At 57.4% G+C, this 22,326-nt stretch carries 21 protein-coding genes; 12 read left to right on the top strand and 9 right to left on the bottom strand.

The features are described from left to right. Nucleotides 1-11 precede the first annotated feature (11 nt). From ACFORG_RS04375 to ACFORG_RS04340, 8 genes are all read left to right on the top strand, one after another. A complete protein-coding gene (locus ACFORG_RS04375) occupies nucleotides 12-665 on the top strand; it encodes a virB8 family protein (protein ID WP_386734165.1) in 654 nt (217 codons plus the stop codon). Nucleotide 666: 1 nt separating this feature from the next. After that, the gene (locus ACFORG_RS04370) at nucleotides 667-1,362 is read left to right on the top strand and encodes a TrbG/VirB9 family P-type conjugative transfer protein (RefSeq protein ID WP_386734164.1); all 696 of its coding nucleotides are present in this window, start codon (nucleotides 667-669) and stop codon (nucleotides 1,360-1,362) included. Next, entirely contained in the window at nucleotides 1,359-2,738 is a 1,380-nt protein-coding gene (locus tag ACFORG_RS04365) for a TrbI/VirB10 family protein (protein WP_386734163.1), read from the top strand. Before ACFORG_RS04370 ends, ACFORG_RS04365 begins: the two co-directional genes overlap by 4 nt. A gap of 4 nt (nucleotides 2,739-2,742) precedes the next feature. After that, the gene (locus ACFORG_RS04360) at nucleotides 2,743-3,729 is read left to right on the top strand and encodes an ATPase, T2SS/T4P/T4SS family (RefSeq protein ID WP_386734162.1); all 987 of its coding nucleotides are present in this window, start codon (nucleotides 2,743-2,745) and stop codon (nucleotides 3,727-3,729) included. Next, nucleotides 3,726-3,914, top strand: a complete 189-nt coding sequence (locus ACFORG_RS04355) for a hypothetical protein (protein WP_386734161.1) — start codon at nucleotides 3,726-3,728, stop codon at nucleotides 3,912-3,914. Before ACFORG_RS04360 ends, ACFORG_RS04355 begins: the two co-directional genes overlap by 4 nt. Beyond that, complete coding sequence (locus ACFORG_RS04350; protein ID WP_386734160.1) at nucleotides 3,911-4,315, top strand: hypothetical protein; 405 nt, start codon at nucleotides 3,911-3,913, stop codon at nucleotides 4,313-4,315. The genes ACFORG_RS04355 and ACFORG_RS04350 overlap by 4 nt, the downstream gene beginning before the upstream one ends. Before the next feature lie 6 nt (nucleotides 4,316-4,321). After that, entirely contained in the window at nucleotides 4,322-5,401 is a 1,080-nt protein-coding gene (locus tag ACFORG_RS04345; RefSeq protein ID WP_386734159.1) for a type IV secretion system protein, read from the top strand. A 300-nt stretch (nucleotides 5,402-5,701) separates the two neighbouring features. After that, nucleotides 5,702-6,475: a hypothetical protein gene (locus tag ACFORG_RS04340; protein ID WP_386734158.1), complete on the top strand. Its 774-nt coding sequence runs from the start codon at nucleotides 5,702-5,704 to the stop codon at nucleotides 6,473-6,475. A gap of 323 nt (nucleotides 6,476-6,798) precedes the next feature. Here the strand turns inward: ACFORG_RS04340 and ACFORG_RS04335 are convergent, their stop codons facing one another. The 5 genes from ACFORG_RS04335 to ACFORG_RS04315 all read right to left on the bottom strand — a co-directional run bounded on the left by ACFORG_RS04335 (nucleotide 6,799) and on the right by ACFORG_RS04315 (nucleotide 12,419). Then, nucleotides 6,799-7,152, bottom strand: a complete 354-nt coding sequence (locus ACFORG_RS04335; RefSeq protein WP_386734157.1) for a hypothetical protein — start codon at nucleotides 7,150-7,152, stop codon at nucleotides 6,799-6,801. Nucleotides 7,153-7,239: 87 nt separating this feature from the next. After that, nucleotides 7,240-8,379, bottom strand: a complete 1,140-nt coding sequence (locus tag ACFORG_RS04330; RefSeq protein ID WP_386734156.1) for a hypothetical protein — start codon at nucleotides 8,377-8,379, stop codon at nucleotides 7,240-7,242. Between the two features lie 369 nt (nucleotides 8,380-8,748). Then, nucleotides 8,749-11,127: a hypothetical protein gene (locus ACFORG_RS04325; RefSeq protein ID WP_386734155.1), complete on the bottom strand. Its 2,379-nt coding sequence runs from the start codon at nucleotides 11,125-11,127 to the stop codon at nucleotides 8,749-8,751. Further along, on the bottom strand, nucleotides 11,124-12,071 hold the full coding sequence (locus ACFORG_RS04320; RefSeq protein ID WP_386734154.1) for a PD-(D/E)XK nuclease family protein: 948 nt from the start codon (nucleotides 12,069-12,071) through the stop codon (nucleotides 11,124-11,126). The genes ACFORG_RS04325 and ACFORG_RS04320 overlap by 4 nt, the downstream gene beginning before the upstream one ends. A gap of 3 nt (nucleotides 12,072-12,074) precedes the next feature. Further along, entirely contained in the window at nucleotides 12,075-12,419 is a 345-nt protein-coding gene (locus tag ACFORG_RS04315; protein ID WP_386734153.1) for a helix-turn-helix domain-containing protein, read from the bottom strand. Between the two features lie 229 nt (nucleotides 12,420-12,648). On the opposite strand from ACFORG_RS04315, the gene ACFORG_RS04310 reads away from it, so the two are divergent. Genes ACFORG_RS04310 through ACFORG_RS04295 form a run of 4 tightly spaced genes read left to right on the top strand, consistent with a single transcriptional unit; the run spans nucleotide 12,649 to nucleotide 15,885 of the window. Then, entirely contained in the window at nucleotides 12,649-13,791 is a 1,143-nt protein-coding gene (locus ACFORG_RS04310) for a radical SAM protein (protein WP_386734152.1), read from the top strand. Further along, a complete protein-coding gene (locus ACFORG_RS04305) occupies nucleotides 13,788-14,369 on the top strand; it encodes a 3'-5' exonuclease (protein WP_386734151.1) in 582 nt (193 codons plus the stop codon). Before ACFORG_RS04310 ends, ACFORG_RS04305 begins: the two co-directional genes overlap by 4 nt. Next, entirely contained in the window at nucleotides 14,366-14,944 is a 579-nt protein-coding gene (locus ACFORG_RS04300; protein WP_386734150.1) for an AAA family ATPase, read from the top strand. Before ACFORG_RS04305 ends, ACFORG_RS04300 begins: the two co-directional genes overlap by 4 nt. Further along, nucleotides 14,941-15,885 carry an aldo/keto reductase gene (locus ACFORG_RS04295; RefSeq protein WP_386734149.1) on the top strand — a complete coding sequence of 315 codons (945 nt, stop codon included), beginning with the start codon at nucleotides 14,941-14,943 and terminating at the stop codon, nucleotides 15,883-15,885. The genes ACFORG_RS04300 and ACFORG_RS04295 overlap by 4 nt, the downstream gene beginning before the upstream one ends. Before the next feature lie 7 nt (nucleotides 15,886-15,892). Here ACFORG_RS04295 and ACFORG_RS04290 read toward each other — a convergent pair whose 3' ends face one another. The 4 genes from ACFORG_RS04290 to ACFORG_RS04275 form a co-directional block, all read right to left on the bottom strand. Then, entirely contained in the window at nucleotides 15,893-17,086 is a 1,194-nt protein-coding gene (locus ACFORG_RS04290; RefSeq protein ID WP_386734148.1) for a hypothetical protein, read from the bottom strand. 219 nt (nucleotides 17,087-17,305) lie between these two features. After that, a complete protein-coding gene (locus ACFORG_RS04285) occupies nucleotides 17,306-19,306 on the bottom strand; it encodes a type IV secretory system conjugative DNA transfer family protein (RefSeq protein ID WP_386734147.1) in 2,001 nt (666 codons plus the stop codon). Nucleotides 19,307-19,314: 8 nt separating this feature from the next. Beyond that, a complete protein-coding gene (locus ACFORG_RS04280; RefSeq protein ID WP_386734146.1) occupies nucleotides 19,315-21,648 on the bottom strand; it encodes a relaxase/mobilization nuclease domain-containing protein in 2,334 nt (777 codons plus the stop codon). Continuing rightward, a complete protein-coding gene (locus tag ACFORG_RS04275) occupies nucleotides 21,635-22,228 on the bottom strand; it encodes a helix-turn-helix domain-containing protein (RefSeq protein ID WP_386734145.1) in 594 nt (197 codons plus the stop codon). The genes ACFORG_RS04280 and ACFORG_RS04275 overlap by 14 nt, the downstream gene beginning before the upstream one ends. Between the last annotated feature and the right edge of the window lie 98 nt (nucleotides 22,229-22,326).

The raw sequence follows: 22,326 nt of genomic DNA, 5'->3' as shown, positions 1-22,326 counted from the left end.
AGGTGTGACGCGTGGCGAGTGAACAGGACATCATCGAAGAAGAGCTAGTCTATGGTGCCCTGCGCCGCGAACGGCTCTGGCAGCGCCTTGGGCTCATCGGGCTGGTCTTCGGCATTCTCGGATGCCTGAGTGCGGCGGCTGTCGCAATTCTCGATGTCGATCCGCCGCCTGTGGTCGTGCCCTATGATCCCGCCACCGGTTTTGCCCTGCCCGAGGCCTCGGTAGGCGCGACGTCAGTCACAGCCAACCAGGCCATCATTGAAGCGGAGGTCTTCCGCTATGTGACCGACCGAGAGGTCTATAACCAGCTCGACAACGATCTGCGCATCCGCAGCGTGCTGCGCCGCTCGGACGGCGCTGCCGAGGGCGGCTTGCGCCAGATCTGGAACAGCGCCAACGAGAACTACCCGCCGACAGTTTATGGCCCCAATGCTCGGCTCGATGTCGAAATCCTCAGTGTCAATCGCATCGGCACCAACCGCGCCACGGTTCGCCTGCGCAAGCGCCTGACCTCGTTGAATGGCGTCCAGACCGGGCTCTTCACCGCCACGCTTCTCTTCGAGTTCCGCCCCGAGACCCGCCGCTCCATCGATGAGGTCTGGACCAACCCCTTCGGCTTCACCGTGCTCGAATATTCCATCCGCTCCGACAGATTGGAGAACTAGTTTGATCAGTAAGTTCTTTGTTGCTGGCCTATTTTCCCTGCTGCCAGTCCTTGCCTTCGCGGAAGCCATTCCGCGCGGTGGCCCCAATGACAGCCGCGTGCGCTTGGCCACCTACCAGGAAGGCCAGGTCTATCGACTGAATGTCTCGCTCACCCATGTGACCACGGTCGAGTTCGGCGAGGGAGAAAGCATCCGCTCGATCATCGCAGGCGACACGGAGGGCTTCGAGATCGACGGCGTTCCAGGTGGCCAGGCCTTCGCGATCAAGCCCGTTGCACGCGGCGTCCATACCAACGTGACCGTGTACACGAACCGGCGGAGCTACTATTTCAACGTCCAGGAAACCCGCAGCCCGACCTTCTACGTGGTGCAGTTCCGCTACCCCGAAGACAATGCACGGCCCACGCGTGCCATCGCGGCCCAAGGGCCGAACTATAATTACGGTGCCAGCGCGCGGACCGAGTTCACCCCCACCCGTGTCTGGGATGACGGGACGTTTACGCATTTCGAGTTCCCAAGGAACGCGCCGGTGCCCGCGATCTTCCGTTACGCGAATGGCCGCGAGCGGACGGTCAACACGCAAGCCACCGAAGATGGCGTGATCCGGGTTTCCGGGGTGAACAGGCAATGGGTGCTGCGGATCGGGGAAGAAGTGGTCTGTATTCAGAGCACACCGCCTGCGGGGGTAGGATCATGAGCGACACCGGAAACGCAGACCTCGAGAAACGTCTCGCCGCCCTCGAGCAGGGCAAAGGAACAGGTTCGCCCCCTGCCCCGCGACGTTCGCCGCTGCTTGCTTTGGTCGTCGTCCTCGTGATCGGTGCCGGCGGTGCATTGCTCTATCTCCTGTCCCAACCCGAGGAAGAGGCAGCCCTGCCCACGGCGACACCGGACGTGTTTCAGAACGAAGGCGACGGTTTCGGCGCCATCGAAACCCTCCCCCCACCGGAGCCCGAAGTCGTTCTGGTCGCACCAGAGCCGGTGGAACCGAATGCCGAGCTTTTAGCGCAGCTCGCCGCCCTTCAGGCCCAGATCGAGGAGTTGCGCAACGCGCCCGAACCGGTGGTTGAAGAAGATACGGCTGCCGCGGAAGCCATCGATGCGCTGACCGCCCAGATCGCGGCGCTGCAAGCAGCATCGGAATCCGCGCAGCAGCAGTTCCGAGACGAACTCACTGCCCGTGATCGCGAGCTGGAGCAACTCCGCATAGACCTCGAACTCGCGCAACTCGAAGCCAATCGCCCCCTTCCCGCACCCATCGGCCCAACCGAGGACGAGTTGCGGGCGCGGGAAGAAGAGCGGCTGCGCCGCGAGGAAGAAGCACGGCGGCTTGCGGAACTCGAACGCCGCGCAGCCGAGGAGCGCGCGTTTCAAGAGCGCCGCATCACCTCGCCCACCATCGCCTTTGGCGGCACCTCGGGCGCGAATGAGACGGCCTTAACCGAACGCACCTTCGGCGAAGTGACGGATTTTGTATTGAACGGCGCGCTGCCCACTTCGGTGACGCAAGCCGAGGTCATCGCCAACCCGTCCAACACCATCATCCAGGGCACGATGATCCAGGCTGTCATGGAAACCGCCCTCGACAGCTCCCTGCCCGGCCAGACCCGTGCCGTCGTTTCCGAAGATGTCTACAGCGTCGATGGCGCGCGTCTCCTGATCCCGCGCGGGTCCCGCCTGATCGGGCGCTATCGTTCGGGGGTCGATATCGCGCAGCGCCGGGTCACCATCGCCTGGGACCGGATCATCCTGCCTGACAATCAAACCATCCAGATCAGCTCTTTCGGGGGCGATGAACTTGGCCGCTCTGGCGTGACCGGCTTTGTCGATACCCGCTTTGATGAGCGCTTTGGCTCGGCGGCGCTGATTTCGTTGATTTCCGCTGCTCCAAGTGCCGCTGCGGCAAACTTGCAGGATGAGACCGCGTCGGACGTGCTCGAAGACGTGGGCGATGATCTTGCCGATGCCACGGACAGCGTGATTGGCGACTACCTCTCGATCGGTCCGGTCATTTATGTCGACCAGGGCGCGCGCGTCACGGTGATGGTCGACCGCGATCTGGAGATATTCTGAGCCCATGTCGCTGAGCTATCTCCAGACCTCTCTAGACCGGATCGATGCCGCATCCCGCGACGATGTCATCGAGATCTGCATCAATCCCGATGGCAGCTGCTGGGGAGAATTCCAGGGCGATCACTTCATGCGAAAGCTGGACGAGAAGCTGAACGCAACAGAAGTCAAAGACCTCGGCAACCAGATCGCCTCTTCCGCCAACACAACGATGAGCAAGAACCGCCCGATCGTCTCGGTCTCGATCACCTACAAGAGCCGTCCGATCCGCGCCCAGGTCATAACCCCGCCCGCCGTGCTCTCTGCCATGTCCATCAGCCTGCGGTTTTTCTCAAGCCTGCCACTTGAAGGCATCGCGCTCGATTTCCTCTATGGGAAAGAACGCAAGCTCGAGGAACTCCGCCTCAAGAAAACCCGGGAATTGCGCGAGGTCGTTACGTCTGGCGTGATCGACGATGCCCTAGCCTTCTGCGTCGACAACAAGCTCAACATGATCGTCTCGGGTGGTACCTCTACCGGCAAGACCGTCGCTGCGCGGAAGATCCTCGCTCATGTACCGTCTGAGGAACGCATCGTCACCATCGAGGAGGCCGCCGAGCTTCTGCCGACCCAGCCGAATGCCGTCACCCTCATCGCCAATCGCGACGCGGAATTCCAGACCGCCGATGTGCTTCTGACCGCGACGCTTCGCATGCGCCCGGACCGCATCATTCTTGGCGAGGTGCGCGGCAAGGAAGCGATGACTTTCCTCGAGGCGATCAATACCGGCCATGGCGGGTCCATGACCACGCTCCATGCCGAGACCCCGCAACTCGCCGTGCAGCGGCTCGCGATCGCGGCCCTCAAAACAGAGATCCCCATGACCTATGCCGACATGATCCAGTACATCGAGAATTCCATCGACGTGATCATCCAGGCCGGTCGCCACGACGGCAGACGCGGCATCACCGAATTCTACCTCCCCGGCGCAACCGAGATCGGAGCTTCCCAATGAAGACCTTTGAATATGACATCCTGTTTTTCCAGGTGAAGAAGCAAAAGGACTACGACGCGATGCGAAGTGCCTTGAATGAGCGCGGTGCTGAGGGGTGGGAAGTCATTACAGCTGAAGCCGGTGACTACGGCTATACCGCGTTCTTGAAGCGCGAGACCACTGATACGAAGGCAGCAGCAGAATGATGCGAGCCGTTGCAATCGGAAGCCTGCTCGTCGTTCTCGGCGCAACTGCTGGCGTCGCTGAACGGAACCTGATCCCAACGCTCGAAAACCAGCCAGATGTCTGTCCCGAGCAGCCTCCAGAGCCAGAGTGGATGCAAAACATAGATGTGCGCGAGGCCCACAAACGGCTCCTGATCCAACAGGTTTATCGGGCACAGAGCATGCAACGCATCGTTGAAGCCCAAAGCTGCGAATGTCCCACGCGGTATCCGTCTTGGGAGGCAGCGACAGGCGTCTTCTTCGAGCAATTCGCCGCATCTGAATACTGGGATATCGTGGAAGCAACATCAGAATACCGACGGCAGGCCAATGAGCTTCGGCGCGACGCCATCCCAGTCTGCGAAGCTGCTGGAAACTGGTAGGGTTCCATGAGCGTCGTCACCTACTTCGTGGAAACGGCTGAAGGCTATCTCAATACCGCTGCCGAGACGCAATTTGGCGCGGTCGCCGCAACAGTCGGAACGATGCTCGTCCTCGGCACCACACTCGTCGTCATTCTGGTTTTCATCAACACGATCTACCAGTATCGCGTCATGGACGGGCGCACGGCCTTTTGGCTCGCCGTGAAGATCGGACTGATAGGCGCATTTGCAACCAACTGGGTTCAGTTCAACATCCTTGCTGCGGCGATCCTGAACGGGATCGACAGCATTGCCGGATCGCTCGTGGCCTCTGTCGGCGGCGGGTCACCCGGCGCATCCGGCACCTTTGCAGAGGAGTTTGATGACCTGATCGCGGCGCTCGGGGAGTATTTAAATGCTGCGGGGTCTGAACTGAACTGGATGGCAGGTGCCCTGTTGGACACACTTGGCGTTTTGCTGCTCTCGATCCTCGGTGGCTTGGCGGCGTTCATCGTCGTTGCGTCCAGGCTCATGATCGCTCTGCTGATCGGCATTGCACCTATCATGATTTTCCTGACCCTCTTTGAAGTGACCAAGGATTATTTTGCGCGCTGGCTTTCAGCGCTGATTTCCTTCGCGATGTACCCGATTGTCGTTGCCGGCGTGTTCGCGACGATCACGGGGATCTCGCGTGCGCTTCTTGCTGAGTTGGGCGATCCGGAAGGAGCCTCCAACATCGGCGCGCTCATCCCCTTCTTCATGATGGTGCTGATGGCAAAGGGGTTCATCATAGCAACGCCATTCCTGGTTCGGGCGATTTCGGGAAACATCATGATGCCAGCACTCTCAGCCGGCTTCGGAGGAAGCTATGCCTTTGCCCGAGGGCTTGCAGGCAGCCAACAGGTCTACAACCGCTACGCCATCGGAGGCGCCACCGGGGCCGAATACGCAGCTCTGCGCGCGCGCCAATTCTTTGGTGTGCAAGCGTTGCCAAGCCGACCCAACACTGCGGGAGGGCCAACTGCAGCTCCTCCCCGCGACGGGACCGGCACAGGAGCCCGAATGCTTGCACAGCTTTCAAGGTTGGGTCGCCTCGGCAGGCGGTGACGGCCCATAGCTGTCGCTCAAGTTGAAGCCAGATGCTGCGATGCAGCTTCCCCAAAGCGGACGTCAAACATTTCAGTCAAGTCACATCGGTTCCAAGAAATGGTAGTGGGTCCCATATTCGTTACCTCATAAGCGCGATCTCTTCGTTACGTCAGGCACTAGGCGTGTGTATGTTCGAAAAAGGTTGGATCAACGTTGGTTGTTCAAACATCGAGGTCAGACTTATCCGTTGTCGGTGATTGCGAGCTAGGACGTGCTGCTTTAGCGTGGGCGGACAGCAGCTGAGGAAGCGCAAAAACAGTGTCGCGGCAGATCGAAACAGACAACTGGCCCTGGATTTCACTTGGATCAGGTATTGGCGCAGCAGCCCTTTTTGTTCTTTTTCTCTACGCCCCTAACGGGATGTGGAAGGTTGTCCTCATCATCCTGCTCGCAGCGTCACTCGTTGTTCTGCTCGCCAATCCGCGCAATCGGATACTTGCTTTAGGAACAGCCACTTCTCTGGCGGCCCTTGCTGGTTTCGTTTCCGATATCTCGCTGAACCTATCTGCTACCTTTCCGGGAGGAGGCGTCTTACAGGGCGGCGTAGAGGGTGGAACTGACATTCCACCAGTGTTCTTTCTTCTACTTCTCATTGTCGGGCTTGTAGCGATCACCATAGATGCCCTCGGCCGTGGTTGGATGTTTCCGTCTCTGCGCAAAAGGGATGCAACACGCCCAGAACTCTCCTTCGTTCTCAACGCCGCAGAAATCTCGCTTGGACAGGCAGTTTCAAACGATGGGCAAAAACGCTTCCATGTCCGATTGCTGGTCTCAAAAGAAATAGGCGACGACGTGCGGCTGGCAAATATCGCAATCAAAGACGCCAATGTAACTGAATTTGCGATTGGAGCCGGAGATGGGGTGCAAGTCTCCCAAACTATTGAGGGCACACGCGCGGGGGAGTTGAGCATTCTCGGTGACTTCCCAGTGGCGAAACTGTCCCGTGGTCGCGCCAAACGAAAAGTCGTCGTTGTGGACGAGTTTAATCGTCATTGGTTGGCCGGAACCGTGACTTTTCAGGATGCCAATTAGTCTCCAGAAAAACCGCGCATAAGCCGGAGCATCAGCGCGTCATCTGTTTCTCGGCTTGAGTCTGGGAGAATGACTTTAATCTCCACCACGTCGAGCTGGGGGTCAAACTCATAACCGACAGTCAAATCAGCTACTTGAAGTCGATATCGAGGTAACTCGTTTGATATCGAAATCGCGTCCGGTGGTACTGGGTTTGCGACAAGCGCACGGAGTTCCGGGATCAACGCGTCCTTTGAACGTTGATCTAGTCCGTTGAACACGCTGCGAGCCGTTGCGCGAAGAATTACTCGTCTTGAACTATTCAACGGACCGTAGAATTCCTCTTAGCTGCCTTGCTCGGCAATGACGTCTTCTAAGTCATAGAAGGTCTGATCTGGGTTGCGATCAGCTTCATCCATGGCGGCGTTCACTCGGGCATTCTCCATCAAATGCACAAGTGCGACGGCTACTTTCGAATACTCAATGGGAAGAACAGTCGCTACTTCTTTGCCGTAAGACGTCAAAATCGCACCGGACGCGTTGTGGCTTACACGGCCAACGATCTCTCTTTGCTCCCGGCGAAACTCTTCGACACCCTTTCGCTCGAGAGAGCCACTCAAGCGCGACCAGATTTCATCCACCAACTCAGATGACAGCCCCTTTTCTCCTACTGGGAGGTCTGAAAAATCGAGTTTCATCCTTATCTCCTGCCTGATATCTTGGACCTGAAGGTCCTATAACTCCGCGAGAACCTATAGGAACTATAGGCGCTCCGCGCTCAGATGTCAAGTTGCAGGACTTGCCAACTCCTTTTGAAGGTGCTCGATCGCGCGGATCTCCCATTCGCCAAAGCCCTTCGGATTCTGCCAAAATTGCTCCCAGGCTTGGTTAAGACACAAGGCCACTCCGGAGATCTGATTGGGACGCGCCGCTTTGAAACCTGCACGATCGAAGGCAGACATTGCATGCTCCGCTATCGATTTGAGAGCATGGTCTGGATAACACTGTTTGTGGCTCATGTCGGCAGACAGACCCCAAAGCCCTAGCTGGTCTGCCCACATCGCCTCAATTGCCTTTGGCTCAGACACAAACCCAAGAGACCTCAATCCATACAAAATAACGCTCATACGCGCGGCATCTGATGGATGCTTACTCTGCTCCAACCTGGGGGTCTCGAACGGGTCGCTTTCGAGTTTCAAACAAAGATGACAATGAGACCAGCCATAGGCAGGACCAAGACAGAAAGTCGCGAAAAGATCACAGAAAAACTCGCGCATCCAATGATTAGTCCAGAAATCCGAGTAGGCGATAAATCGTCGCCGCTCTGCTTCCGACCCTTGCATGCGTTCATTTTCGACGATTGCATCGTTGAGGGCCGCCACCCGATCAAAGATAGCCAACGTATATTCGGTCTTCACCGGCCTCAGGCTTGGCAAAGCGAGGTTCTCCTCAAGCAAGAGAGGATGACCCAGCTCATGATAGAGATCCGGCAAATGAAGCAGGAATTGGCCCTCGAGCGGAGGGACATAGAGAACGTTGAACCACTGGTCGATTTCAAAGTGTGACGGCGACGTCTCCGAAACGACTGGCACCTGAACCAGGTAACCTATGTCATCGCAAATCTGTTGTACCAACCTGCTCAGGAAAGGGTCATTCTCAGAGGAATGAACAAGTGCAAACACCCCTGCCCGTTCGATGAGCGAGATCTGCTCCACGAGGTCGCGATAGTCATCGACGATGCTAGATGGGTTCAACGTCCAAAGATGCGGAAGCGCATCAAGTAACAGGTCCAGCCTGGCGTTGATGGACTTGAGGCTGTCAACGCAAGAACCCTGGAGGCCGCGGAGGTCTGCGCGACGGCACTTTAGCGCTGCCTCTTGAAGGGCGAGCACCCTTTTCTTCGCCAGAAAAATCGACCCTTTCACATGCTCGATTGCGATCGACCTACCCTCCGGAAATCCTTCCGGCCATCGCCGAACGCTCGCGGATCAGTGAGCGCGAAATCTTTTCCAGAACATCGACCGACGATCCAAGGCTGTCCCCGTTTTCGATCGCCGATCTCAAGGCTTCCAACTCGGGCTGTGAGACGCCGCAGCGCGATCTCAGAATTGTTTGGAACTCCAACGCGTCGAGAGAAGCCGTTTCTCGTTCTTGAGGCGCAAGAAGGCGGCAAAGCTCCAGACAGGCATCCTGTCGTGATGACATGTTGGCGTCATCATCGCGACGGGCTTTGTCCGTCAACGCACTGAAACTGTTCAGCCGCGTATAGGCGGCCAAGAGACCACTCACGGCGCTCAAAGTGCAGCCTCGTCAGCTTGCGCTGGCGCAAACCGCACAGCGTCCATATCGTAGGTCGCCGCCTCGTCAAAAAGGGTGATATCGCACAGCTTTATTGAGATCGGATCACGCATGCAGCCGTCCGGTTTCGGCCAGGTTAGGCAGCTCAATGCGTAGATATCTGCAGCACCATCCGACATCGGCATCGAGCCGGAGACACGGCGTACGTGAAGCGGATCTGCAGTCCCTTGCCGCAACAAGGGTGCACCCGTTGTGCAGATATAGGCATCGTTTTCTCCCAGCTGGAACCAGGTGCCCACAATTGGATTGAAAACCCCATCCGGGTGCTTGTCGTTGGGGTGCCCCTGGCTGAACAAGCGCATCGGAGCCGGCGACGATTTGAGAAGTTCGAACACGCTGACCTCGACATTGCTCAATACCGGTCCTTCACCAGCCAACGTGGCGAAGGCCGCTTCGATCCCCTCGATTTCATCGGGCCAGGCGCGACCATCGCGATGTATCGCGACCGTGCGCACTGGCTTCTCTAGATACTTCATCTCTTCCCGCAGCAGATGAAGGATTGCCTGTGTTACTTGTGCGGGTTTGAGCTTTTCCTTCTGTTGAGATTTGTCACGATGCACGCGCACCAATCGGCCTCCCTCGCCCACGAGGGAGAACACTGCCATATTGTTTTTCACGTCCATCCCGATGATCATATCTGCCGCAAGCGGATCCTTCAGGACAAACGGCCACCGGCCGTTTCCGAGGCAGATTTTGTTGAGCGCAACCCCCTTCAAATAACCGTCCATGGTAATGCGGCGGTCGTTCTTTTGCTCGTAGTGGGCCTCGCCATTCCGCGACTTCCGCACATAACCTCGTCTCGGGGTGTCGGAATGCATGACTTGAACCCGTTTGTCGAAACGGCGGAAAAATTCATTGCAGACCATGGCTGCAAGTTGATCTTGTCGTCGTGCTGATCCAGGAACGCGGTTGAGCATGACAAGGATATTGTCGACATTGTTTTCGGCGAATGGATCGGTCTCCATGGCCGCGAGAAGTCCCTTCCATTGGCCGTCAAGGGCTTTGCCGAAGCTCGTGTCATCATAGACCACGACCTGAGGGTCATAGTTTCCTGCTGGGTAAAGCTTGAGCATGATTTTTTTGAGGTCCGTGAGGAGCGCAGGACCGAAGCTGCTCCAAACACTTTGAGGAACCATGAACCCTTGTGGCCGAAGAGCGCTATGCTTGTAAAAGCCACGCTTAGGGTCAAACATCGCCATTTGCCGCTCTTTTGAGTACTGCCTTACGGTCGAGAAGCGTGAGCCCGAACTTGTTTGAGCGACGACGTTGTCCTGACCAAAGAGCAGCGTTGGGATCCCGAACGGGGTGCTCTCAAATGAATGCAATTCCGGCGCAACATGAATGTCGATGCCGTTGAGCTGGAGCTTGCTGAGATATCTTCTGACGAACTTCTGCAGCCGCGCTTTGCGGGTCCCTGGTGCCAAAATGGTCTGGCTCTGCAGATGTCTGCCGCTCTTTCCGGACGTTTCTTCTATCAGATAGCAAAATGCTGCAGGCGCGAAGCGCTGTTGCCCGGAAGATGTGTAGTAGGTCAGCACAGCCCCTTCCGGATCGAGATTGACAACGCTTTGTGGCGCTGCGTTGCCTGCGGATCGCACCAGATGCTGAAGTAACGTGCACTGGCCGGCATCGCCAAAATCGAACTGATCACCGACAAGGACATCGGCCACTCCGTCGATACGGAATTGGTACCAGTTATCGTTCATCTTGTAGAGGCAACTTCTGCCAACCAGCGCTTGCAACTGGGCTTGGTCTGTCTTCGCCCCGATTGGTTTTGCACGCACAATTTTGCTGCGCGCGTCACACACAATGCCAAAACCCCCGTCCGGATGCCGGCACGCGCGCACCGAAACACCCTCAAAGATGTTGGCTTCGGAGCCTTTTGAATGGGGACGCTTGAAAAAGAACGGCTTGCCCGCGCTCGGTTGCCAAAGCTCCCCGTTCTTGAAGAGCGGGTGTTGCAGCATAAAGTCGAGGAAGCGAATGCGCACGTTTTCCAGTGAATCCGGAGGTCCGTCGAAAGACAGCTCCAAAGTCTCGTCGGACGTCTTGAGGTTCACAAAGCCGCCCACAACCGGATAGGTCTGCTCGAGTTCTTCAACACCTTCTGGAGCCGCCAAATAGAAGGTCCCTTCTCGCTGGATGCTCGTGAAAGGTGCCTTCAGCGTAAACGACAGCCGACGCACCAACTCGTTGACCTTCTGGTGGTAGGACGACGAGCCCACGGCGCCCAACCCGCGTATCGTATAAAGCGTGTAGCGCGCGGTGAGCCCTTCTAGACCTTCAATTCGAAATACGGACGCTTCCGATGTCATTGCACGACCTCCGGACATAATGATTGAAACTGACATGCCGCGCAGGTGAGCCCGCTATGGGCCAATCTTAGATCTCCGACATCGATGTCTTTGTAGGACTTCCCGTCTGTCAGGCAGTCCATCTCGTAGGCACTGCCGTCCATGTATGCTGTGGTTGCAGCCACATCATCTTCCGACAAGCGGTAATGCTTTGTCTGGTTCAGCAGCAGCTGAGCTTCGACAAGATCGATTTCCGTCGGCGGTGCCTTCCAGTTATCGGGAAAATCCTTGTGCTGTTTGCCTCGGCTAAGCGCCACTGCATAGATAGCCAACTGGCGGCGGGCATCATTGCCCGCCTCTGCATGTACCTTCCAGTCGACAATGGTGTGGGCTTTGGAGCGGTTGAATGCGATTAGATCCGGGATGGCGACAGCCTTTGTTCCGTTGACGAGTTCGAAATGGAGCGTGCGCGGCTGTGTGATCAATTGCTCTGCATCGTAGATGATCTTCTGAATGCCCTCATTACCCCAGAAATTCGAAAGTGCAGTTTCGATTTCAAGCCAAGCCCCATCAAGTTCCTCTTGTGTCAGCCCATCCCCAAATTCATGCTCCATCAAGAGCGCGAACCGATCGCCGATGTCGCCGAACTTTACGTCAATTGTCGCGGCTCTGTTCTGCGCCGCATAGGCCAGCTGTTCCGTGAAGAGTTTGCGAGCAATATTGAGGGATCCCTGAAGCCCCATCGGCTCTTCGCAGGTTGGGTCTTCGAAGGATGGGATGATGTGCTTAGAAATCACGGTATCGACCAGCTGACCGCGCCAGGCACTCACTGTGGTCAATGCTCCGAAAAAATGCGCTCTACGGCGGATCGGGTCATTGGCGCTATGGTGTGCTGCCAGAGTATGCAAGAACCATTTGACCTGGCATTTCTGGAAGGTTCGCGATGCCGAATAGGACCAGGGCATGCGTTACTCCGCCCTTTGCTGACGAAGGAACTTCAGATAATCAGCCAGTGCATCAGCTTCACTGGAGCTGACGTCCCCGACCCGGGCGGCCAGACGTGAAACGGTCTCAGGCACTTGGCGGCTTTGCGATTGAGGTACCGGGTATCCGGCTTTCTCCATTAGGTCTTCGTAAGACCCTCCAAATAGCTGGGACAGTTTGAACAGCGTATTCGGGGAAGGTGTCTTGATTTTTCCGGTCTCAAGCTGACTCAGGTAGGCGTTGGACACACCAATCGCGGCCTCCACCCTGCGAAGGGTCAGGCCAGATGCTTTGCGCAAACGTGTCAGCTCCAGGCCAAGTTCTTTCATTTTAAGCCTCCTGAGCGCTAAGTACATCAAGCATGCTAAGTTTGTCAAGCAGGCGTTGCGAACTGGACTGACATCAGTCTTAGGGTTTCCTGTCAAAAATCGGCGGGACGCCGCACTCAGGTATTCAGCTATGGGCGCGCAAGTTGTAGTTTCTCAACTCAAAGGAGAGATCTATGACACATCTCGACTCACAGAATTATTCGTGAAACAGCCCGATTGAGACTTCAAAATGCCATTTGAGCCAGACACGCGCTATGCAAAATCCACGCTTAGACCCGCTCCCAAGGACTTACCACAAGATCTCGCAAGCATCATCGAGTACCGAAAATCGGGTCTCAGCCTAAATCACATCGTGGGGTGCCCGCTCGAATGTGCGTATTGCGTTCGCCATCTTTTCGACAACTATGGAATGAAACGACCGCATTTAATCATTCCTGATGATCAGGCAGTCGCGCAACTCGTTGACCATCCGGCCTTTCGAGCCCATCAGACACCCTTACAGATATTCAACAGAGCGACAGACCCGTTCCTTCCAAGGGTCAAAGAGCATCTACACCGATGTCTCGAACTGCTCGATGACCTTGGTTTGACAAACCATATGTTGGTGATCACCAGATGGCATGTTTTGGAGGAAGATGTGGTCCGCTTAGAGCGGCTTAAGAAGCTTAAAGTGACAATACTGATCACTTGGTCAGGCATTTCTGACCCGAGGATTGAACCCATCGACAGTTCAATTGCTCAAGCCTCTCTGTTGACCCTCGCATCCAGCGCCTCACGAACCCGCAAGATCTTATATTGGCGCCCCATTGTCCTTGGTTTGAATGACACAGACGAGTTGATTGCTGAGGCTCATTCCATGAGCCAGTTCGCAGATGCAACAGTCTTCACCGGCCTCTTCCATCGGGAGAAGATCCGCGATTATCTTCGTTCTGTGAACGTACCGGACCTATACAAGCTGGTACCTCGCAGGAAGATTCTCCCCCGAGAAGTAGAAGATCGCATTCTCAGGGCTTTCGGAAACACTCCAATTTTTCGCAAGACATCCTGCGGAGTTGCCTATGCTCATGGTGTCCAAGACTTTAACGGCCACTTCGGCATAGACCATATTTGTGACATTTGCCCTGCCAAGCAGATCAAAACCTGTGCCGCCGCCCACAAAACGCCAACACATCGGCAAGTACAAGGACTAGCGCGGAAGGTTGGTCTTGATTTGGAAAAAATCGAGATTTGTCAGGGTCATATCGTTGTTGAAAACAGCACAGAGCAGCAGCGATACTTCATTCAACACGCGACTGGGTTTCAAGTGCATGACCGTGCGCATCCGCACCTGCCTCGTCGTCATGGTCGCTCTGAAGAAGGATGGACGCAATGAAGCGCATGTGGGCCGTGGATGTTGAGGGCAACGGTGCCAACCCACCGGAGATTGTCGAGTTGGGGATCGTTGAGATGGATGATCTCCAGCTCACCGGAAATGTGAAGCATTGGCAGTTTCGGCCCGAGCACGAAATCACGCCCGCCGTCAGTAGAATTCATGGAATTACAAACGACGATGTCGCCGACGCCCCGCCAATCGAGGACGTTATCGACGACATACTCCTCTGGCTGGAAGAGTCACCCATTGTTGGCCACAACGTTCGGGTCGAACTGGAGGCCCTCTCCAGAGTGCTGCCGGATTGGAAACCTGCAGCGGCCTATGACAGTCTCAAGGTTGCACGGGCTCTATTGCCAAACGAGGAAAAATTCGGATTGGAGCGGCTCGGAGATGTGCTCGGACTTAATGATGCGGCCTCTCTGGCGGTCGGCGGTGGCGCGGCACATTCCGGCCCATATGACGCTGCGATGTCGGCAATCTTGCTAGAGCGCTTGCTTTCGCCTTTGCCGCAAACGGAACGAGACAAGATTTTGATGGATGCGGATATTCTCAACTCAATACAAGGAACGCTGCTGTGACCGGTGTCACAAAAATCGCTGTTGCTGGGACCCATTCGACAGGGAAAACGACTTTTTTGAAGGGTTTGGAGGAACGCCTGATCACTGCCGGTCACGACGTCGTCTATGTACATGGAAGTGCTGCTGAGGCGCAGGACCTCGGCTTTCCAATCCTGAAAAACCACACGTTTGAAAGTACGGCCTGGTTGGTCGGGCAAACAATCCGTCTTGAGATGGCAGCGACGCTGAAGGCCGATGTAGTCCTCATTGACCGCCCCGTACCCGACGCTTTTGGGTATTTGATCGCTGCGCTGCGTACGACACATCGTTCCAACGGCGAAGCCCGCTTGGGACGCCTCGAAACCATCTGCAAAGCCTGGACTGAGGAGTACGACCTGGTTTTTACGACCCGACTGGACGAAAGCATTCCGATCGGCCCAGATCGCGACGGTGACGCCGCGTTTAGGGCGGCGGCAGACCAGGCGATTGGAGAGGTATTGGCGAGGCTTGCCCCTGACCATCACGTTCTCACGCCACAAAACCTGGGACAATCCACGGAGCTCGCCATGCGTGTTGCCACGGAAGATCGAAGATGACCCCTCAAGATGACGCGGTGCAAAGAGCGTCTGTTGCGGGGCACTACCGCTTCGGTATCGGCTGTATGGCACTTACCGGGTTGTACGGAAGAATCTCTGCATCTGATGCACGTGACGTCTTGGCGAAAGCAATAGACCTTGGGTTCAGGCTTTTTGATACGGCCCCGCTATACGCCAACGGCCAAAACGAAGCACTGATTGGCGACGTTATTGGATCGACCGACGGCGCGACGGTGGCGACAAAGTTCGGTCTCGCTGAGACCAAGGATGGCAAACTGCTTCGTGATAGTCGTCCCGATGCAATCCACGCGTCTGTCGAGGCTTCGCTTGTCCGATTGCGCCGTGAACGCATTGATCTATTGATCCAACACCGCCCCGACCCAGCCGTAAATGATCAAGAGGTCGCGGGTGCCGTACAGGACCTCATAGACGCGGGAAAAGTTGCCGCATTTGGCCTTTCTGGCACATCAATGGATCGCATCAAACCGATGTCAGAACAGTGTTGTGTCACGGTGGTCCAAAATGAACTCTCCATCTTGAGCGGCCCAGAGGCGTGGTCTGCGCCTCAAAGGATCGGCAACAGGGGTGCCTTCTTCATGGCCTATGCGCCAATTGCGCGAGATCTTTTGAGCATAAATTGCGCGAAAAACAAACGGGATGCCGACGATTACCGTTCGCAGGTTGAAGCGTTCAACAATCCGGATCAGTCCGTCTCCCAAAGCCTTCGCATATGTCTCAAAGATGTCGCCTCCACGTATGGTGTCTCAGTCACGGCTCTCGTGTTGGCCTGGGTCAAAACGCGCGGAGCGAACGTTGTACCCATTCCTGGCCCTCGTTGCGCAGAGCACTTGTCTGATCTAGTTGATGCCGCCGGTCTAGAGATCGATAGAGCTCATATTTCGATCATTGAAGAGATCGCAAGCAGCCAAAGTGGTGGATGACAGCCAATTAGGACAGTTCAGGAGCAGGTCCGACACCTATCGTCGTTTTCCATCCATCTTCGGTCGGGCTGATCATGAGATGATGGTCCGCTCTGTCCGACGCTTCGGGAAGGGACAGCTTGAGTGGATCGACATACTTTTCAATGACCTTGGTGTAGGAAGAGACCGCAAAGGATGAGTTCTCCATCGAGGGACCATCCACTAGGTTTGCAGAACCGCTGAAGACCTCACTTTGGCCACCGATGCCAATGTATACCTTTGCATGAAAATCCTGCTTCTTGTTGCCGGTCGCCACGATCTGATTTTCGAGACCATAGCTGACAAGAACGTCGTGATCCAAACCAGTCTCCTGTAATGCCGATTTGTAGCCAGACCATGTCGCAGAACGCGTCAAAAAGACAGTGCGTTTAGCATCCAACTGCTTCAGGAGGCGTTCCCAAATCTCAAGTTTTTCTGTCTTGGACTTCCACTGATGTCCTACGAAAGGTGCCGCGATAAGAATTTGATCCTTGTACAAGCGCCACCTCACAATGAGTTTGTCCAACGCATTCATCAAGTATGACTTGGTATGTATCCCGCTCAGTACGTCATCCAGCTCAGTCCCGGAGATGTTTGCCAGTAAAAAACCATCCATTTCGAAACTGACATTCGGGTTCAGCTGGAAAGGCCGATAGAATGTGGCCATGTGTTTTCGAGGGCACGAGCACGGAACCTTGATCGAGACGGCCAGGTGGTCAACCTCTGGCACTCGCCTTGCGAGATAGTTGTTTAGGATGATCGCCCATTGCTCACGAATATCGTTCATGGCTGCGCTAAGCTCAGCTAAGGCGGACTGTTCCAAACCTTCGCCAGTATCGGGACAGCAATAGATTGGGTGACCACTATAGTCGAATACGGGGTCTTCATCATTGATAGCGAGTTTGTAAACGGCCGTGTCAGTCGCGTATTCGAAATTTCCAACATAGGGTTTTTCCTCGTCGTCATATCGCTCAAGAACCATGCAATTGCCTGTTGGAGACTCAATGGGGTTCTTCAGATCTACAGCGAATGGCTCCCCACAAGCATTACACTTGATGACCCAAGTTCCTCGGTCGTTGACCACAGGAAACTTCAGCTCTGTATAGTGATGTGGGTCACCGCAATGTGGGCATTTTGCGGCGTAATTCTTGCGCTTGGTCTCGAAAAAGTTTGAAAGGCTCAATATCGGTCATCCACAGATAGGAATTTTCATACGTCGGACACACACGCTGTCACGATTCAAAGTCTCAAGGTCATCGTACACCAGCAAGTCGTTGGGGGCACGCACATCGCCGCCTCTGGGTGTCAGAGTGTCTGCTTTGTAAAGATCGCACCTGAGCATTTGCATGTGCAGCAAATGGCCGCTTTCCGCCCGGTCGACCGGCATACGACCCTCGCTACCCTATCGGGTTACCAGCTTTTGACCACCTTCCTCCTGCAGCATCGCTTCCATCTCTTCTAAGCCATCGACTGCAGAGCGCATCTGCGCCTCCCCCACAACGCTCGCTGCCTCGGCATCCGTGACTTGGCCCCCAAAATCCATCTCCATCTGTCGTTGTTCCTCTGCGACAACGGCTTGAACGACAGGCGCAGTCTTCTTTGGGGCGACATGGGTTTGCTCTGACGATTGGCCATCAGCAGCCTGGCGTGCGACCTCTACAACGGCCTCATGTCCACCTGACCCATTCGAAGGCGGTGTCATTGGCATGGCGCGCAAACTCAGCGGCAGGGTCCTCTGCGAGCCCCCTCCCCCCGGTTCCGGAAACGGCAATTCGCCCGTCTGCGACGCATGGATCGCCTTGAACAGGCGGTCGTCGAAATACTGAATCCGCTTCGCACGGACCGGCATTTGCGCATCGATGACCATGACGATCTCGTCGAGTGGCAGGCGGCGGGCCTCATCCTCAGGGAGCAGAGAGCTCTCTTCGGTTCGCGTGGATTGGCTTCGGCCCTCGAAGGGATTCTTGCCGATAGACTGCGAGCGGGTGACGACGGTCTTCGTGGTCTTTCCGACCGCCTTGCTCAGTTCCTCGACGGTCTTCTCATCGGAGGGCGTCAAGTAAAGCTTCACGCCAGCATTGCCCTGCAGGGCGCGGCGGGTGTTTTCGCCATAGATTTCATCTAAGGCGGGGATGGTTTGGGTGACCACGGCCAAATGGCCGCGATAGGTCCGCAAAGTCTCGATGCTCTCGACCACGATGGGCATTTTGCCCAAACGGTTGAACTCGTCGAGCATGATCATCACGGGCCAGGGTTCATCCGGCCCGGGGTCCTTTTCCTGCATGGCTGAGAGAAGGTCCGAGAAGAAGAGCCGGATCAGTGGCGCGAGGGGCTTCACCATCAGCGGCTGGACCACGAGATAAACCGAAAAGGGCTTCCTGCGGATCGTCCGGAAATCAAAGTCCGACACCGCCGTCGCCTCATCGATGGCCGGATTCTGCCATTGGTCAAGTCCCGAAGTCATCAGGAGCGAGACATAAGAGGTCAGCGTGTCGTTGTTGGTCGAAGCGAGCCGCGTGAAGATCAGTTTGGCCGCCCTGTTGTCCACCTCGTGGCCCCGCGCGAAATACTCCTTCTGCTTGTTCCCGCCCGAGGCGGCAATGCGGTAAATCTCGCCCAAGGTCGGGCGCTTGCGCTGGAAGGCCAGCAGGCCTGCCGCCACGAAGAGATCGATCCCGCCTTTGAGGAGCCCCTGCACCCGGTCGTTGTCGCTTTGCAGGAAAAGCGTCGCGAGAAGCTGCAATTCCATCTGCTGGCGCGCAGGATCTTTCAGCTCAAAGATGCGCAGGAGCGGGTTGTAGCGATGCGTGCGTTTGCCCTCCCAATCGGTGGGGGCAAAGCGATAGACCTTGTCGCCCTGCGCTGCGCGGTGCCGGGCCGTGGCCTCGAAACACTCTCCCTTCACATCGAGCGTCACGGCGGAGCCTTGCCAAGTCAGCAGGTTTGGAATGACAAAGCCCGTGGTCTTGCCGCGGCCCGTGGGGGCCACGATCAGCGCATGCGGGAAGACCTTCGAGCAGATATACTTCGCGCGGGATTTTGGAGTACCGAGCTTGCCGAGGATGAATCCCGTGCCGGGCGCTCCAAAGAACCCGTTTGCCTTCATCTCGCGCGCGGTCTGCCAATGGGTCTGGCCAAACCGTGTGAGAGCAGACCCCGAGAGGGCAAGGCTCAGCATCAGGCCGGCAGCGGCGAAGCTGCCGATGATCAGGTGGATGAGTTGCGCGTCCTCCGGGCGACGATCGAGGATCGCCAGATAGTTCTGCGCGATATAGGCAAAATCGATCTCGGCCCCAAAGCCGAGATCCTGATAGGTCAGCACCGCCGAGGCAATGGTATAGCCCATGGCCCCTGTCACCAGCGTCACGAGCAGGACGCCCGTGGCGATCCGCGCTTTGCCCATGGAGGCGCTCAATGGACCTGACCCCGCTCGGTCTCGCCATCCACGTCTGTCGCGCGGTGTTTTTCGTATTCGGCATCGGCCAGATCATCGACCACCTGGCGCAAGGCGTCGGTGTTGGCTGTCGCTGCATCCGATTGCAGATAGACCTTGGCGACATAGAGCCGGTCGAGACGGTCCTCGAGAACCTTGTCCAGCGCATCGGCATCGCCGGATGTGAGCCGGCCCAATTGGCGGTCATCCAGCACCCGCCCGATCTCGGTTCGGAAAGCGTCCCGTTCCGCCTCGGTCTCGAAGGGCGCGGACAGCTCCCCTGCCCGCTCATGGTCCAGGACACGCGCGATCTCGTCTGAGAGGCGGTCGGACCGGTCAACCTGCGGTGCAGTTTCATCTCGGGTCGCTAGACGTTCGTCGCGCGTGCCAGACCCGAGCCCGTCGCGCATCTCAGTTTCGCGACGGACCTGATTGATGGCCTCAGTGTCCCGGATCTCCACAACGGCGGCATAGGTCGCGCCGAGCCCACGTGCGAGGTGGGAGGGCATGTCCGGATAACGCGCGCGGAAGTCATCCGCGACTGCGTCTGCAACAGGGGTGCGGGCATCGCGTCCCTCCATGATGCGGTCGACTTCGCGGGTGATCGCACTGGCGCGGGCTACATCGGTGATGGTCTCCCTGTAGGGTTCAGACCGGTCTATCACATCGCCTGGCCGTGCGAGCAGCTCCGGATGTGCCTCGAGATACGCGCGCTGCTCCGCCTCGATCCGGCGCTCCGCCCACGAGACCACCTCCCACTCCCGGTCTTCGATTTGCTGCGCTGTCAGACCCTCGGCGCGCATCTCCTGACGGATTGTCCCTTCCATCGCCCGTACCGCGTCCTCGTGATAATGGAACCGCTCGCTGACCGGTTCGGCTTCCACGACGCCGTCCCGGCGCAGCACGTTCTCCCGTTCCAAAAGAGTGCCAAGGTTGACATGCACATCGTTGAGAATGTCGCGCGCCTGTTCCAGGTCGGCGCGGCGTTCGAGGTTCAGGTCCCGCGCCTCGGCCACCTTGGAGAGATCATCGGCGATCCACTGATGCTCGAGCGCCGCATTTGAGGCGCCCGTCTCGATCCGGGCGACCACTTCCGCTGTGCTGATCCCGGTGCCGCGCAGGGCGGTGTCTATGCGCGATCTTAGGTCGGGCTCGGCCAGTCGCTCGCGCTGGCTTGCGTCAATATTGGCCTCGGAATAGATCCCGCCCTCTGAGGGGGTCTCTGACAGCGTGCTCGAACGCAATCCGAGCGGCTGCATGTGCTGGACCTGCGTCTGGATCTCGATGAGGCGTTTTTCCAGCACGGGACGTTCCGCGTCGGACTTCTCGGCGATCATGCCCTGCACCCGCGCGAGCTTCTCCGCATAGAGGCTTCTCAGATCCTCGAAGCTTTGATCCTCGGCCATATAGACATCTCCTGTTCGGTCCAACTGTCCGCCCCGCGCCAGCACCTCGCCCGCGCGGAAGAGTGCCGCGGCAATATCCTCGCGGGCCTCGCGCGAAGCCTCCGCAGCAAGCGAGTGGTAGACGGTTCTGGTATTGGCGATCTCCGCCAGCGTCCGCGTCAGGTCCTGCCCCACCCGCTCCCTCTCTACAGGCGCGCGCCCCTCTTCTTTTGCCGCATAGACCTCGCGGGTCCGGGCGGGGTAATGCACAACCCCGCGATCGACCCGGCGCGTGGCTTCCAGGCGCACGCCGTACTTTTCCGCCTCCTCGACCATGGCGAGGCGGAAGTCGTCATAGTTGAAGCGATGGGTGCGCCCGAGGAAGAAGAACTCGCCTTCTTGCGACCGGCGGTTCAACACCAGATGCGCATGGGGGTGATCGCGGTCCTCATGCACCGCGATGATGTAGTCGAAATGCCCCTCATCGGTCTGGAAGAACCGCTCGGCTACATCCGTCGCGATGTCGCGCACATCCTCGCCCCGCGTGCCGATGGGGAAGGACATGAGTATGTGCGTCGTCTGGCCAAGCTTGGGTTTGAAGCCTGCATCCCACCGCTTGGCGAAGCGCTCTGTGAGGTCCTTGATGTTTTTCGCTTCGAGCTTCGTCTTGCCATCGAGGAACCCGCTCGAGTCCACGATATGGGTGGACTTGGTGGTGAGATAATCGAGCTGATTCATCAGCTGCGATTTGGTATGCGTGCCCCCGCCCCGGATCGCCTTGAAGACGGCTGGCCGATGCCCTGCCGCCGCGCGCACAAGCTGGCTCTGCTTGGCCACATGCAGCCCCTGCATCGAGCCCCGGATCCGGCTCCACCCGTCCCGGAACACCTCGCCCGTGACGGCATCGACAGCATCATTCAGCCGCATGGGCAAACTCCCTCAAAGCGGCCGTAGCCTCGAGCTGCATCGTGTCCCGACGGCGCCGCAGGAGCAGGTCGATCTCGTCAGCGGAATCGAGGATGAACCGCGCCAACCCACGCATCTGCGCGACGCGCAATTCGGAGAACTCGGCACTCGTGCCCCCCACGGCCCTCTGCCCCATCCGGTTGGCCTGCGTCATCTGTTTGGCGATCTGCGCGACCCCATTGCCGACCTCGTGCAAAGAGGCCCTGTATCGCGCCATCTCGGCCGCCATCTGCACATCCGGAACGAACACCCCGCCTGCCGCCTGAATGAGCCGCCGCAGCCCCTCAGCCCGGCTCTCGATCCCGGCCTTCGCCAGCACCTCGTCGAGCGCCGCAAGCTCTTCTGCCGTCACCTTCACACTGACTGCGGAGACCGGGATCGCGGCATCCGTCTGGCGCTCGGCGTTGGCTTTCAAGACGTAGCGCACGGCCCGCGACGTGACCCCAAAACGCTCCGCAAGCTCAGACGTCGACACACCCTCCGCGGCCTCGCGAACGATCTGCATCTTCTCGATCTCTGTCAGGCGTTTTGTTCGGGACATGCGGAAGAAAGACCCCCTATTTCCTGCCACCTTCCACCAAGGCTGCCTCCACCTTACGATAATATATCGAATTGTCAATTATATACTTCCGTTGCCTT

Origin of the sequence: Lutimaribacter marinistellae (assembly GCF_042648365.1) — a bacterium.
Lineage (GTDB): Bacteria > Pseudomonadota > Alphaproteobacteria > Rhodobacterales > Rhodobacteraceae > Lutimaribacter_A > Lutimaribacter_A marinistellae.
The sequence above is the reverse complement of the archived record's forward strand: the minus strand, read 5'-3'. Positions and strand labels throughout refer to the sequence as shown.